13 protein-coding genes are annotated in these 13,741 nt (G+C 69.9%); 5 read left to right on the top strand and 8 right to left on the bottom strand.

The genetic code is table 11. The features are described from left to right. The first annotated feature begins 19 nt into the window (after positions 1–19). Complete coding sequence (locus AB0I81_RS07430; protein ID WP_360651520.1) at positions 20–550, top strand: hypothetical protein; 531 nt, start codon at positions 20–22, stop codon at positions 548–550. Here the strand turns inward: AB0I81_RS07430 and AB0I81_RS07435 are convergent. The 5 genes from AB0I81_RS07435 to AB0I81_RS07455 form a co-directional block, all read right to left on the bottom strand. After that, entirely contained in the window at positions 540–1,196 is a 657-nt protein-coding gene (locus tag AB0I81_RS07435) for a histidine phosphatase family protein (protein WP_360651523.1), read from the bottom strand. The genes AB0I81_RS07430 and AB0I81_RS07435 overlap by 11 nt on opposite strands. A 333-nt stretch (positions 1,197–1,529) precedes the next feature. Continuing rightward, entirely contained in the window at positions 1,530–2,063 is a 534-nt protein-coding gene (locus AB0I81_RS07440) for a hypothetical protein (protein WP_360651526.1), read from the bottom strand. An 81-nt stretch (positions 2,064–2,144) separates the two neighbouring features. Next, a complete protein-coding gene (locus tag AB0I81_RS07445; RefSeq protein ID WP_360651528.1) occupies positions 2,145–3,953 on the bottom strand; it encodes a hydantoinase B/oxoprolinase family protein in 1,809 nt (602 codons plus the stop codon). Beyond that, positions 3,946–5,946 (bottom strand): hydantoinase/oxoprolinase family protein, encoded by a 2,001-nt coding sequence (locus tag AB0I81_RS07450; protein ID WP_360651531.1) that lies wholly within the window; start codon positions 5,944–5,946, stop codon positions 3,946–3,948. Before AB0I81_RS07450 ends, AB0I81_RS07445 begins: the two co-directional genes overlap by 8 nt. A 6-nt stretch (positions 5,947–5,952) precedes the next feature. Next, a complete protein-coding gene (locus tag AB0I81_RS07455) occupies positions 5,953–6,321 on the bottom strand; it encodes a hypothetical protein (RefSeq protein ID WP_360651534.1) in 369 nt (122 codons plus the stop codon). A 140-nt stretch (positions 6,322–6,461) separates the two neighbouring features. Here AB0I81_RS07455 and AB0I81_RS07460 point away from each other — a divergent pair, with 140 nt between their 5' ends. After that, positions 6,462–7,145 carry a thymidine kinase gene (locus tag AB0I81_RS07460; RefSeq protein ID WP_360651536.1) on the top strand — a complete coding sequence of 228 codons (684 nt, stop codon included), beginning with the start codon at positions 6,462–6,464 and terminating at the stop codon, positions 7,143–7,145. A gap of 46 nt (positions 7,146–7,191) precedes the next feature. Here the strand turns inward: AB0I81_RS07460 and AB0I81_RS07465 are convergent, their stop codons facing one another. Further along, entirely contained in the window at positions 7,192–7,863 is a 672-nt protein-coding gene (locus AB0I81_RS07465) for a DsbA family oxidoreductase (protein ID WP_360651539.1), read from the bottom strand. 336 nt (positions 7,864–8,199) lie between these two features. Here AB0I81_RS07465 and tnpB point away from each other — a divergent pair, with 336 nt between their 5' ends. After that, positions 8,200–9,576, top strand: coding sequence for an IS607 family element RNA-guided endonuclease TnpB (gene tnpB, locus AB0I81_RS07470; protein WP_360651542.1), 1,377 nt, complete (start codon positions 8,200–8,202; stop codon positions 9,574–9,576). Between the two features lie 17 nt (positions 9,577–9,593). Here the strand turns inward: tnpB and AB0I81_RS07475 are convergent, their stop codons facing one another. Together AB0I81_RS07475 and AB0I81_RS07480 are read right to left on the bottom strand one after the other, a co-directional pair. Continuing rightward, positions 9,594–10,490 (bottom strand): hypothetical protein, encoded by an 897-nt coding sequence (locus tag AB0I81_RS07475; RefSeq protein WP_360651545.1) that lies wholly within the window; start codon positions 10,488–10,490, stop codon positions 9,594–9,596. A 57-nt stretch (positions 10,491–10,547) separates the two neighbouring features. Next, the gene (locus tag AB0I81_RS07480) at positions 10,548–11,267 is read right to left on the bottom strand and encodes a carbon monoxide dehydrogenase subunit G (RefSeq protein ID WP_360651548.1); all 720 of its coding nucleotides are present in this window, start codon (positions 11,265–11,267) and stop codon (positions 10,548–10,550) included. A gap of 73 nt (positions 11,268–11,340) precedes the next feature. Here AB0I81_RS07480 and AB0I81_RS07485 point away from each other — a divergent pair, with 73 nt between their 5' ends. Both AB0I81_RS07485 and AB0I81_RS07490 read left to right on the top strand, forming a co-directional pair. Further along, positions 11,341–12,195, top strand: coding sequence for a polysaccharide deacetylase family protein (locus AB0I81_RS07485; RefSeq protein WP_360651551.1), 855 nt, complete (start codon positions 11,341–11,343; stop codon positions 12,193–12,195). 189 nt (positions 12,196–12,384) lie between these two features. Continuing rightward, entirely contained in the window at positions 12,385–13,731 is a 1,347-nt protein-coding gene (locus AB0I81_RS07490; RefSeq protein WP_360651554.1) for a cytochrome ubiquinol oxidase subunit I, read from the top strand. Positions 13,732–13,741: the final 10 nt, after the last annotated feature.

Genomic DNA, 13,741 nt, shown 5'->3' on the forward strand with positions numbered 1-13,741 from the left:
GTCATCTACCCTGGGTCCGGTGAATGACCTGGCTGCCCGCATCTCAAACCTGCGGCCTTCGTGCGGCCCGGTGCGCCTGGTGGCCGTGGACGGGCCCGCGGGCTCGGGCAAGACGACGTTCGCGTTGCGGCTGGCGGAGGAGCTGGACTGCCAGGTTATCCACAGCGACGACTTCCCCGTGCCGTGGGAGGAGGGCCCGGGCGGCTGGTTCCACGCGCTGGAGTCACAGGTGCTGCGGCCTCTCCGGGACGGGCTGCCGGGCGGTTTCCGCAGGTATGACTGGGTACGCGACACGTACGCCGAACAAGTTGCCGTTCCCCCGGCGCCGGTTTTGATCATCGAGGGCGTCGGCACGGCACGGGCCTCGGTGGCCCGCTGGCTGGCCTACAGCGTCTGGGTGGAGGCCGGGGAGGCCGTGCGGCTGCGGCGCGTGCTGGAGCGGGACGGGGCCGCGCTGGAGCCGCGGTGGCGGGAGTGGTTCGCGGCCGAGGAGGAGTGGTTCGCCGCGGACCGTACCAGGGAGCGGGCCGATCTGGTGGTCACGACGTGAGATGGGCGACGTCGTTGAAGCGTACGAGCTCTCCTCCGGCCCGCCAGACCGACACCGAGGCGTTCGGCACCGGCGCGTACTCCAGCACGGCCGCCAGCTCCGCGTCCGGCCGCCCGCCGAGGATGTGGTGCAGTGCCAGCACCACGGAGTCGTGGGCGACGATCAGCACCCGCCGCCCGTCCAGCTCCCGCAGGAACGGGCGCAACCTGACCACGACGTCGCCGAGCGACTCGCCGCCGGGCGGGCGGTAGGCGTACTCGCCCTCGGCCTCGCGCCTGGCCAGCTCCTCGGGGTGCCGCTCGCCGATCGCGGCCAGGTTGAAGTGCGCGAACTCCCCCGCCCCCTGGTCCCTGAGCCGCTCGTCCACGGTGACCGGGAGCGGGGTGACGCCCCATGCTTCCTGCGCGATCTTCCACGTGTCGAGTGCGCGCAGGTAGGGCGAGCAGCACACCCGTTCGGGCGCCTCGTCCCCGGACAGTTCCGCCAGCAGCCTGCCGAGCGCCGCCGCCTGCGTCCTGCCCAGGTCGGTCAGCGTCACCTCGTCGTCGCCGCGCTCGTAGACCAGGGGTGTCGTGCCGGCCTGGCGGTAGGCGAGGTTGGACTCGCTCTCGCCGTGTCGTACCGCCATGATCATCGCAGGACCCATGCCCACATCATCGCAGCCAGGTATTTCGCCTGCTACAACGAGGCATAAGCGCTATGGTTTCGCCATGCCGCCTTCCTGCGGGGGGATGGAAGTGGGCCCGGGTGTACTGCCGGAATTGACAGGAGCCCGGACCTGCGCCACGCCGCCTCCCACGGGGGGAAATGGAAGTGAGCCCGGGACCGCCCGCCGGACGACGGGAGCCGGGGCTTGCGCTTTCTAGGTGACTATTCGTATGCGACCGGGTACAGTGAGAGCAGGCCGCCCTCCTACGGGGGGGATGGAAGTGGGCCCGGGTGTACTGCCGGAATTGACAGGAGCCCGGGCTTCGCGCTGTCAGCGGATCTCCATATTCCGCACCAGCACGTTGGCTTCCACCTGGCTCCACAACCTGTCATCGCCGCGATTGGCAAGAGACTTCGCGCCTGCAATGATGTCCGGCAGCCACAGCAAGGGCTCTGACATCGGGCTGCGCCACGACAGACGCAACCTCGGCGGCATGGCGTGGCGGCCTTGGAGAACTTCTACCAGCTTGTGATCCCGCCGGTCGAGCTCACTGTCGCGGCGCTCGAAGACCACGTCCACGACGTGATGGTCGCCCAACTCCCAGAGCATGCACTCCAGGCACTTCCGGCGCGCCCGCTCCTGACGCTTCGGGTCGAGGCCGCTGCCGCTGACGATGATGCCCGCAGGTTGCAGCAGTGCCACCGCCTCCACGAGCTGGGCTCTGCGCTTGGCGTTCTCATCCCGCCAGTGCAGACGGGGCTGCCGTCCCAGCAGCAGCGCGCGCAACTCGGCGCGGTAGTGCTCGGCTTGGCGGGGCGTCACCAATACCGCTGCCAGCAGATACACGCCACGCGCGAGCACCATGGACTCATCGACATACGCCGAAGACGGGGGGTTCACGAGAGATCATGCCAGCCCCCATCCTCACGAAGCGTGACTAAGTCCTCACAATTCGTCCACCTCGGCGTAAGCTCGCCCATCGGCCAGTTTCGCGTACCCGGGCCCCCGGTCGAAGAAGCGATCGGTCGGTGGGCGCAGGCGGGTGCGGAGTTCGGCGGTGCCCTGTTCGTCGATGCGGTCCCCGTCCAGGACCACGCCGTAGTCCCCCAGCGCGCCCGCGATCGACACCTTCCCGTCCCGTACGTCGGCCGCCACCGCCCGTGGGTCCCGGTCGTACGGGGAGCCCCAGCCGCCGCCCCCCGTCGTGCGGATCCTGATGAGGTCGCCGGCCTGCACATGGTGGTCGTCGACCAGGCCCTCCATCTCCTTGCCCGCGATCTCCACCCGGAACGGCCGCCCCGCCAGGCCGCCGTTGACGCCCCAGCAGGACAGGATCGAGCGGTCGGCGATGGACATGTACGAGGCGTCCCTCAACATGCGGATGTGCTTGTCGTAGCCGAGCCCGCCCCGGTACATGCCCGGCCCGCCCGAGTCGGTCGCCAGCGCCAGCCGCTCCACCCGGAACGGCCAGCGCGCCTCGGCGAACTCGACCGGGATGTTGCGCGAGTCGGGCACCACGTGGATGGTGTCCTCGCCGTCGGCGTACCAGCGTCCGCCGGAGCCGCCGCCCAGGACCTCGCGCATCAGGTACGGCTGCCCGTCGGCGTCCGTCCCGTACACGCCCGTGTAGCGGATGGTCTCCTGGTCGGCGGGCATGCGGCCGCCCGTGGCCTTGGCCAGGACGCCCGCCAGCACGCCCAGCAGGCGCAGGATGACGAACGTGCGGGCGTTCGTGGGCGCGGGGAAGATGGGGGTGAGCAGGGTGCCCTTCTCGGGGAAGATCATCTTGATCAGCGGCACGACGCCCTCGTTGACGTCCAGTTCGGCCATGCGCTCCGGCGTGTCGGCCAGGTTGCGCAGCACCGGGGCCAGCCACTTCTTCAGGAACACCCCGTCGGCGTAGTCGCCCGCGTGGTTGATGGGCCCCTTGGCCTGGGGTGAGGTGCCGGTGAAGTCGATGGTGAGTGGCGCGTCGGCGGCGTGGTCGACGGTCAGGGTCATGCGCTGGGCGTGCAGGCGGGGCTCGTCCACGCCGTCGTGCTCGGCGTAGTCCTCCCACACGTACGTGCCCTCGGGGATCTTCGCCAGCAGTTCCCTGCGGAACGTCTCGGTCGTCTTGTCGATGATCGCGTCGAAGCACTCCTCGACGGCCTCCCGCCCGTAACGCTCGAACAGCTCGGCCAGCCGCCGCGCCCCCATCAGGCAGGCCGAGCACTCGGCGTCCAGGTCGCCGGCGAGGGAGTCGGGCATGCGCGAGTTGCGGGTCATGATCCGCAGCGCCGCCTCGTTGGGCACGCCCTCGTCCCACAACTTGATCGGCGGCACCATCAGGCCCTCTTCGAAGACCGACCGGGCGTGCGAGGGCATGGAGCCGGGCACCGCGCCGCCGATGTCGTCGTGGTGGCCGAACGCCTGCACGAAGGCGACCACGGAGCCCTCGTGGAAGACGGGCACGGTGACGCACAGGTCGGGCAGGTGGCCGATGCCGCCTTCCGACAGGTAGACGTCGTTGTGGAAGTACACGTCGCCGGGCTTCATCGTCTCGATCGGGAAGTCGCGCACGACGGGCTGGACGAGCGCGCTGTAGGAGCGGCCGGTCAGCTTGCGCAGGCGCGCGTCGTGGATGCCCGCGCGGAAGTCGTGCGCGTCGCGGATCATCGGCGAGCGCGCCGTACGCGCGATGGCCGTCTCGACCTCCTTCTCGACGGAGGCGAGCGTCCCCTCGACGATCTCGACCAGGATCGGGTCAGTCACGGCCAACCTCCACATTGCCGTAGTCATCCACGTGGGCGGTGAAGCCCGGGTGGATGGGGATCGTCGAGCCGTACTCCTCGATCACCGCAGGTCCCCGCACCGTGGCGCCGGGGCCGAGCGCGGAACGCTGGTGGATCGGGGTGTCGCGGGTCTCGTCGAAGTGCACGGGACGGACCGACGTGGCGCCCTCGCCGGCCTTGTCCAGGCGGCGCAGTTGCGGGCGGGTGATGGGGCCGATGCCGGAGACGCGCAGGTTCACCCATTCGACGCCGTGGCGGGGGTCGTCGCGGTAGGCGTAGCCGTACAACTTCTCGTGGGCGTCGTGGAAGCGGGTGACCACCTCGGCCTGCCAGTCCTCGTCGATCTCGCCGGCGGGGGCGGGCACCCGGACCTCGTACGCCTGGCCGTAGTACCGCAGGTCGGCGCTGCGCTGGTAGACCGGGTCGTCGAAGCCCTCGCGGTCGAGGGCCTCGCCCGCCTGATGCTCCAGGTCGTGGAAGATCTCGACGGCCTTGCCCAGGGAGAGGTCGCGGGTGACGTACGTACGCACGTAGTCGTTCTTGACGTCCACCGTGAGCAGCCCGAACGCCGAGACGTTGCCCGGATCGCGCGGGACGATCACGGACGGCAGGCCGAGGATGTCGATCAGCCGGCACGCCAGCAGCGGCCCGGACCCGCCGAACGTCACCAGCGGGAAGTCCCGCACGTCCAGCCCGCGCTTGACGGTGAGCTGCCTGATCGCGTTGCTCTGGTTGAACGCGCTGATCTCCAGGATGCCGGTCGCCGTGCGCTCGGGCGTGAGGCCGAGCTTGTCGGCCAGCGCCTTGATGCCGGTACGTGCGGCGTCCACGTCGAGCGGGATCTCCCCGCCGAGCAGGTGCGGCGGGATCCGGCCGAGGAACACGTGCGCGTCCGTCACCGTCACCTCGGTCCCGCCCTTGCCGTAGCAGAGGGGTCCCGGGTCGGCGCCGGCGGACTTGGGGCCGACCTTGAGCGTGCCCTCGGGCGAGATCCACGCGATCGAGCCGCCGCCGGCCCCGACCGTGATGATGTCGATCATCGGGATCTTGCACGGGTAGCGGCCGACGCTGCCCTCGGTGGTGATGGACGGCTCGCCGTCGATCACCACGGCCACGTCGGTGGAGGTGCCGCCGCCGTCCAGCGTGATCACCGACTCGTGGCCGGCCGTGGCGGCGATGAGCGCCGCGCCGAGCGCGCCGGCCGCCGGGCCGGACAGGACGGTGGTGATGGGCTGGTTGACGACCTCGCGGGCCGACAACACGCCGCCGTTGGACTTCATGACGGAGAACGGCCTGCCGAGCCGGTTGGACAGGTTGGCCAGGTAGCTGCGCATGGCCGGCTTGACGGCGGCGTCGACCAGGGTGGTGACCGAGCGCTCGTACTCGCGGTACTCGCGCAGCACGTCGCTGGACAACGAGATCACCGCCTCCGGGTGCTCGCGCCACAACACCTCGCGCATGCGGCGCTCGTGCTCGGGGCTGGCGTAGGAGTGCAGGAAGCAGACCCCGATCGCCGTGATGCCCTTGGCCCGGAACCAGCGGGCCACCTCGACGGCCTGCTCCTCGGAGAACGGCCGCACCTCGTTGCCCAGGTGGTCCAGCCGCCCGCCGACGGTCTTGACCAGGTGCACGGGCACGATTCTGGGCGGTTTGACCCAGAAGTAGGAGTTGCCGTAGCCGTCGGGCACGCTCTGCCGGGCAATGTCCAGGATGTACTCGAACCCCTCGGTCGTGATGAACCCGAGGTTCTCGATCCGGTCCTCCAGCAGCCGGTTCGTGGCCACGGTGGTGCCGTGCACGATGGCGGCGGCATCCAGCGGGCCGAGCTTCTCGATGCCCCTGAGGAACCCGTCTGCCGGGTTCGCGGGGGTCGAGGGGGTCTTCGTGGTGAGGATCTCACCGGACTCCTCGTCCACCGCCACGACGTCGGTGAACGTTCCTCCGGTGTCCACTCCGATACGCACGCTACGCATGGCTCCTCAGCTTCGGCGTCGGCCGAGCACTTCGTCGATGACTCTGGGCGCGTTCTCTGTGCCTACGTACGCCGCCAGGCGCACGACCAACTCCTGTGACCTGGCCAGTTCCGCCTCGACTCTGGCCTTACCCGACTGTCCCGCCTGCACCCCGAAATAGGCCCCGATAATGGTACCGATCACCCCCGCCACACCGGCGAACAATGGGGCGAACTCGCGGGTGGCGAAGACGGCGGCGCCGAACGCGACCAGGACCGCGACGATGCCGGCCACGACGACGAGGAAGCCGTAACGCCAGCGGGTGGCGTCCGCCTGGGCGGCCGTGAGGTCGTCCTGCTTCATCATCGAGTCGAGCGCCGACGCCTGGGGCGCCATCTGGGGCGCCGTCTGGGGCGCTGCCTGAGACGCTGCCTGGGACGGCGGTTTGTCGGTGACCACAGATTCCTCCTGACTACTACAGGGGAGAAATGTCCCACGAGGTCATGGAACAAGCCAAGCCACTAAGCTGGCGGCCCGTGACTGAAGTGTCTGCGTTGTCAGCCGTGCCCTCTGGGGCCAGGGATGCCGTGCTCAAGTTCTACTTCGGGCCGATGGACTGCGGGAAGTCCACTCTGGCGCTGCAGATGAACTACAACCACGGGCGGCAGGGCAGGCGGGGACTGGTGCTGACCAAGCACGACCGCTCCGGCGGGCCGAGGGTGACCAGCCGGATCGGGCTCGGGCTGGAGGCGATCGAGGTGGAGGACTCCCTCGATCTCCTGCGGCTGGTGACCGCGCAGGACCGCGTCGACTACCTGATCTGCGACGAGGCGTGTTTCTACACCGTCGAGCAGATCGAGCAGCTCGCCGACCTGGTGGACGAGCACGGCGTGGACGTCTACGCGTTCGGGCTGGCCTCGGACTTCAGGTCGGTGATGTTCCCGGCGGCGCAGCGGCTGTTCGAGCTGGCCGATGAGGTGTGCCGGCTGCAGGTCGAGGTGTTGTGCTGGTGCGGGCGGCCCGGGCAGCTCAACGCCAGGATCGTGAACGGGGCGATGGCGCGTTCCGGCGAGCAGGTGGTGATCGGCGACACCGATGACGCGCTGGTGCGCTATCAGGTGTTGTGCCGCCGCCATCATCGCGCGGGCCGGCTCGGCGAGGGCACCCCCTCGCCCTTGCCCTCACCCGCCCGTGCCTCCGACGCGGGCCCGGCCGCCTGATCGCGGCGGGACCAGGCGGCTGTGGACTTGCGCCGCGCGGGCTTGGTCAGACCGCGCAGTACCCGTCGTCGTCGCAACCGTCGGCCGGGGCGGCGAGCTGGGTGATCGGCGTCTGGCCGGTGCGTTCGGCCACCTCGTCGATGGCGTCGGCGAAGGCGTCCTCAGGCTGCGCGCCCGACACGGCGTACTTGCCCTCGAACAGGAACAACGGGACCCCGCTGATCCCGAGCGAGCGCGCCCTGGCGAGCTGCTCGCGCACCTCCTCGGCGCCCTCCCCCGAGTCCTTCACTCCCGCCTCCGTGGCCAGCTTGTCCAGTACGGCGTGATCGGCCACGTTGTGCCCCTCGGTGAAGTAGGCGCGGAAGAGCCGCTCGGCCATCTCCCTGCCCCGCCCCTGCCCGGTGGCGACCTCGATGAGCCGGTGCGCCTCGAAAGTGCCGGCGTTGACGGCCCGGTCGTAGTTCAGCTCCAGGCCCTCGGCCCTGGCCGCGTCGATGACCCGCTCGACCATCTGCGTGGCCTGCGGCCCGAACTTGCGCTCCAGCGCCGGGATCAGCGGCTCGCCGTCGGACGTGGCGTCCGGGTTGAGCTGGAAGGGGCGCATCGTCACCTCAAGCGTGCCGCCCTTGGCCCGGAACCGCTCGGCGGCCCTGGTGAAACGGACATGCCCGATATAGCACCAGGGGCACACAACATCGGAAAAAATCTCGACCTTCATACCGGGAGACAACCCGATGGCGTCACCAGGGATTCCGCACTGCACGGGTTTTACTCAGCGTTCGTCAGTGCTTGTCAGCTTCCCTCGGTTTGGTGGGCTGGGTCTCGCGCCAGGCGGCGATCTCCTTCCGGCTGCGTGGGGAAGCCCATCCCATCCCATCTGAGTGGAGATGAGGAAGCCGTTCAGGTGGCGGACATGGCGGTACGGGAATCGGACGTTGCATACCGAACAGGCGGGCGGCGGTGTCAGCGCCTGCGAACCCGTCCTGGCACACCGCGAACAGTGCAAACATTTGGTAACATCACCACCACTCAGCGTGAAATGAGGGGGTGGGTGATGCAGGCCATCCAGGCCTACCGCTACGCCCTCGACCCCACCCCCGCCCAGGCCCGCGCCCTGGCCGCGCACTGCGGAGCGGCGCGGTTCGCGTTCAATTGGGGTCTGGCGCTGATCAAGGCCAATCTCGGCCGGCGCGCCGCCGAACGCTCCTACGGCCTCGCCGACGAGGTGCTGACGCCGTCGTTGTCGTGGTCGATGTACGCGCTGCGCAAGGCGTGGAACCAGGCCAAGGATGACGTCGCGCCGTGGTGGCCGGAGTGTTCCAAGGAGGCATACGCCTGCGGTCTGGAACGCCTGGCCGCCGCCCTGAACAACTGGGCCGCCGCCCGCATGGGAAAGCGTAAAGGCCGGGTGATGGGCTTCCCGTCGTTCCGATCCAGACGCAAGACAACCCCGTCGGTGCGATTCACCACCGGGACGATCCGCCTGGACGGCCGCACCCATGTGGTACTGCCGAGGCTGGGCCGGATCAAGACGCACGAATCCACCCGCAAGCTCGCCCGCCGGATCGAGGCCGGGACGGCGCGCATCGCATCGGCGACCGTGCGCTGGGAGGCGGGCCGCTGGCAGGTGGCGTTCAGCGTGCACGTTGAACGCCCCGTCCGGGTGCCGCGCCGCGCGGACGCGGTCGTCGGCGTGGATCTGGGCGTGCGGACGCTCGCGGTGTTCTCCGACGACCGGCCACCCGCAGTCAACCCCAAGCACCTGGCCGGCGCGTCCAAGAGGCTGCGCCGGGCGGCCCGCGCGGTGTCACGGAAGATCGGCCCGGACCGGCGCACCGGCCAGCAGCCCTCCGGCCGCTGGCTGCGGGCCAACGCCGTCCGCAACCGGGCCCAGCACCGGGTGGCGGCACTGCGCCGCGACGCCCTGCACCAGCTCACCACCGGCCTGGCCCGCGAATACGGCACCATCGTCATCGAAGACCTCCACGTGGCCGGCATGATCCGCAACCACCGCCTGGCCAAGGCCATCTCCGACGCCGGCTTCGGTGAGATCCGCCGCCAACTCGGCTACAAGACCGTCTGGAACGGCGGCCGGCTGATCGTGGCCGACCGCTGGTACCCCTCCTCCAAAACGTGCTCGTCGTGCGGGGCAGTGAAAGCCAAACTGCCCCTGTCCGCGCGCACCTTCACCTGCCCGGCCTGCGGGCTGGTGCTGGATCGTGACCGCAATGCCGCACGCAATCTCGCATCCCTCGTACAGCACGTCGCCGGGAGTGGTCCGGAGACGGTAAACGGACGCGGAGCCGACCAGAAGACCCCGCCCAGCGGGGCCGGTGGCCATGAAACGTCTACCCCGCACCGGGCGACCGGGCAAGACGGGGACCTTCACCCAGCAATGGGCGAATCACTGAGATTAACTGATATCCAGTGAACGGATTCCGCACTGACCTAACCGGCGGACAACTCCTCCAACCGGTACGGCAGGTACGCCGAGTCGTCCACCAGCGCGGAGGCCCCCCGCCACCAGCCGAACCACTCGCCGCTGCGCCACATCCAGTCCACCCGCTCGATGGCGGCCACCACGTCCCCCACCGTCTCCCACTGCTCGCCGAGCTGCTCGGCGGTGGCTCCGTGGCGCATCGCCCACGCACGCAGGATGTCGGCGGCGGAGGCGGGCACCTCGCGGGCGTAGGGGTCGGGGTCCTCGCCCGGGAACCGGTGCGGTCCGAGCCCGGCCGCCACGCCCCAGCTCCACTGCGCCTCGGCGGGCCGGGCGTAACGCAGGGAGTGGAAGTCGAGGTTGGAGCCGAGGTCCTCGTCGGCCCGCCGGGTGACGACCGCGTCGAGCCGGCCCCCCGCGTCGAAGTGCACGACGAGCCGCTGGCCGGGCTTGACGCCCGGGGGCAGGCCGAAGCGGTCCTCGGCCTGCCAGGAGTTGAGGTCCACCTGCGCGACGGGCGCGCCCCACATCTGGTCGGCGGCGTCGTCGGAGACCCAGGCGGCCAGCATCTCCAGCGCGGTCAGGTCGGTCCACGGCTCGATGGCGACCGCCGTGCGCACGACCTCGTCTGGCGGGGGCAGCTTGCCGCCCCTCGGCTTGGTCCACCAGTCGTCGCCGAGCTCGCGGGTGCCGACCAGCAGCGCGGCGATGGCGGCGAACTCGGCCGAGCGCCTGGTGAGCTGGGCGCCGAGGGCGAGTTCGAGCGTGCGGTCCGTGCGGTCGTCCCCGAGCACGGGGCGCACGTCACCGATCAGCATCTCGGCTGTCGGATGCTCCTCGCCCAGCAGGTTGCGTACAACTCGCCTGGCCTCGGTTCGTGCGTCTTCAGCATGTGCCTGCCGCATACCCGCCACGCTACGCCCGGAGATCCTTTTCCGCGAGAGTCCCGGACGCCACCAACCTCAACCGCTCCGGCGGCGCCACCCGTGCCCCAGCAGCCAGCCCACGGCGGCCCCGGTCAGCGCGACGCCGGCGCCCATACCGAAAGCGGCCAGCATCACCCACGGGCGTGTCTCGGTGTGTTGTTTGGATGGCCGCTCGAACACGGCCCCCCTCCCCTCGACCGCCCTGGACGCGGCGGGCACGCCAGAGGTGGCGAGCGCGCCGTTCGGGGCAGATACGACATTCAGGACAGCAGCATCCTCGTCCGGCGCGGCCGTCGCCGCAGACGCGACGCCCGCTTCGGGCGTGCACAGGTGCTCTTCGACGGCCGAGAAGAACTCCTCAGCCGTACGCTTGGCGGCCGAGCGGAGCATGCGCTGCCCGACCCCGCCGATCATCCCGCCGACCACCGCCTCGGCGTCGTAGTCCACCCGCGTGCCGCCGTCGGCCTCGCTGAGCCGTACGAGCACGGTGGCGTCCACCGTCCCCGGCGCGCCCTGCCCGCGCGCCTTGAGCGTGAAGCTCTCCGGCGCGAGCGGGTCGGTCAGCGAGACCTCCCCCTGGTAGACGCCCTTGATGGAGGCCACCCCCGCGTTGATCGTCATCCGGTACGCGTCCGGCCCCGTCTCCTCCAGCCGCTCGCACCCCGGAATGGTGCGCACCAGCACCGCCGGGTCCCGGAGCGCCGCCCACACCTGATCTCTGTCCGCACCGATCGCAGCACTGCCAGCCATTCTCATGCCGCCACTCTAGGCAGCCTCGCCCGCGTGGATAAGGGCAACGCCCGACAGGCATGCGGCAAGATGGTGCCCCATGATCAGGGGACGCGGGCCGTACGGGATGATCGGCGTGGCATGCGCCCTGGTACTGACCGCCTGCGCGCCGACCCAGACCGCCACGGGGACGGCCGCCGAACCCACCAAGACGGCCCCCAAGACGGCGGCCCCGGAGACTCCCGAGCCGCAGGGACCGCCCGGGGTCACGCCGCGCAAGGGTGAGGTGCGCCCGATCCCCCGCACCGGCGGCCTGCCACCGGTGATCAGCTCCATCCCCACCAAGCGCAAGGTCGTCTTCCTGACCATCGACGACGGCTGGGAGCAGGACCCCGGTTTCCTCCGGCAGGTACGCGAGCAGCGCATCCCCATCACGGCCTTCGCCATGCGCGACGCCGTCGAGGCCGAGGGCACCCCCGACGAGTCGGGCGGCGAGGCCCGTTACGTGGGAGCCGGTAAATGGGGATATTTCCGGCAACTGCGTGACGCGGGCGTGCCCGTCGAGAACCACACCCTCACCCACCCGAACCTCCGCCTGCTCGGCTACGCCGCCCAGCGCCGCGAGATCTGCGGCTCGTCCCAGCTCATCAAGAAGGAGCTCGGCACGCGCCCGGCCCTGTTCAGGCCGCCGTTCGGCAACTACGACACCGACACCCTGCGAGCCGCCAAAAGCTGCGGCATGTCATCCGTGTTGTTGTGGACGGCCTCCGTCCAGCCGGGCGGCAAGATCGCCTACCAGGTGCCGGACAAGAGGCTGCGGCCGGGCGACATCCTGCTCCTGCACTTCCGGCCCAACCTGGCCAGGGACTTCCGCATCCTGGTGAAGAAGATCAAGCGCCGGGGTTACGAGCTGGGCAACCTCCAGGCGTACCTGGACGCGGCCGACCCCCGCTGAGGTAGGCCCGGCGGCGTACGGGGCGTTCATCTTCCCGGGTGACGCGCCGGAACGGGCGTGCGCGGGATCCTCGACGAGTAACCACAGAAGGCGATGTGACCAAGAACGCATCGCGTTGCTCTACGAGCTGTAGTACTACTATCAGTAGATGTACTACAGCGTGTAGAGCTCACGGAGTCGGCGGGGAAGATGGACGCACTTGATCTTGCGCGGTGGCAGTTCGGGGTGACCACCGTTTACCACTTTCTGTTCGTGCCCCTGACCATCGGTCTGGGCATCTTCGTGGCGGGCCTGCAGACGGCCTGGCACCGCACGGGCAAGGAGCACTACCTGAAGCTCACGAAGTTCTTCGGGAAGCTGTTCCTGATCAACTTCGCCATGGGCGTCGTCACCGGCATCGTGCAGGAGTTCCAGTTCGGGATGAACTGGAGCGAGTACTCCACCTTCGTCGGCGACGTCTTCGGCGCCCCGCTGGCCATGGAGGCACTGCTGGCCTTCTTCATGGAGTCCACGTTCCTGGGCCTGTGGATCTTCGGCTGGGACCGCCTGCCGAAGAGGGTGCATCTGGCGACCATCTGGGCGGCGGCCATCGGCTCCAACCTGTCGGCCTATTTCATCCTCGCGGCCAACGCCTGGATGAAACACCCGGTCGGCTACGAGGTCGTGGACGGCAAGGCCAGGATGACCGACCTGTGGGCGGTGCTGACCAACTCCACGGCGCTCGCCCAGGTCCCGCACGTGATCGCGGCCTCGTTCGTCGTCGCCGGCGGCTTCGTGCTGGCGGTGTGCGGCTACTGGCTGCTGAAGACGCGCGCCGAGATGTGGCGCGGCGCCGCCCGCGCCGCGCTGGTGATGACGGCCATCGCGGGCGCGGTCGTCGCGGGCACCGGCGACATGTCCGCCAAGCTCATGTACGAGCAGCAGCCCATGAAGCTGGCCGCCGCCGAGGGCCTGGAGCACGACACGGCGGGCGCCGGGTTCAGTCTCGTCCCCGGCATCGAGATCCCGAAGGTCCTGAGCTTCCTGTCCACCAACGACCCCGAGGCCACCGTCCAGGGCAGCCATGACCTGCAACGCCGCTTCGAGCAGGAGTTCGGCCCCGGCGACTACCGGCCCAACCAGCCCGTCGTCTTCTGGTCCTTCCGCGTGATGATCGGGTTCGGGATGGCCACGGTGGGCCTGTCGGTGCTCGGCCTCTGGCTGACCCGCCGCAGACGGGAGTTCCCCGCCTGGTTGTCGCGCGCGATGTTGCTGGCCCTGCCGCTGCCGCTGCTCGCGGCGACCGCCGGCTGGTTGCTCAGCGAGATCGGCCGCCAGCCGTGGACGGTCGCGGGCGAACTGCTCACCGCCGCCAGCGTCTCGCCGTCCGTGAGCCTGACCGAGGTCGCCATCTCACTGACGATCTTCACGCTCCTGTACGGCGCCTTCACCGTGGCCGAGATCGTCCTGCTGGCCAGGCACGTCCGCCAGGGCCCCGAGGAGCGGGCGCCGGCCCCCACGGCCGAGGAGCGGCGCGAGCCGTCCCTGATGTACTGAGGAGCGAACA

Source organism: Nonomuraea sp. NPDC050404 (assembly GCF_040655495.1).
Lineage (GTDB): Bacteria > Actinomycetota > Actinomycetes > Streptosporangiales > Streptosporangiaceae > Nonomuraea.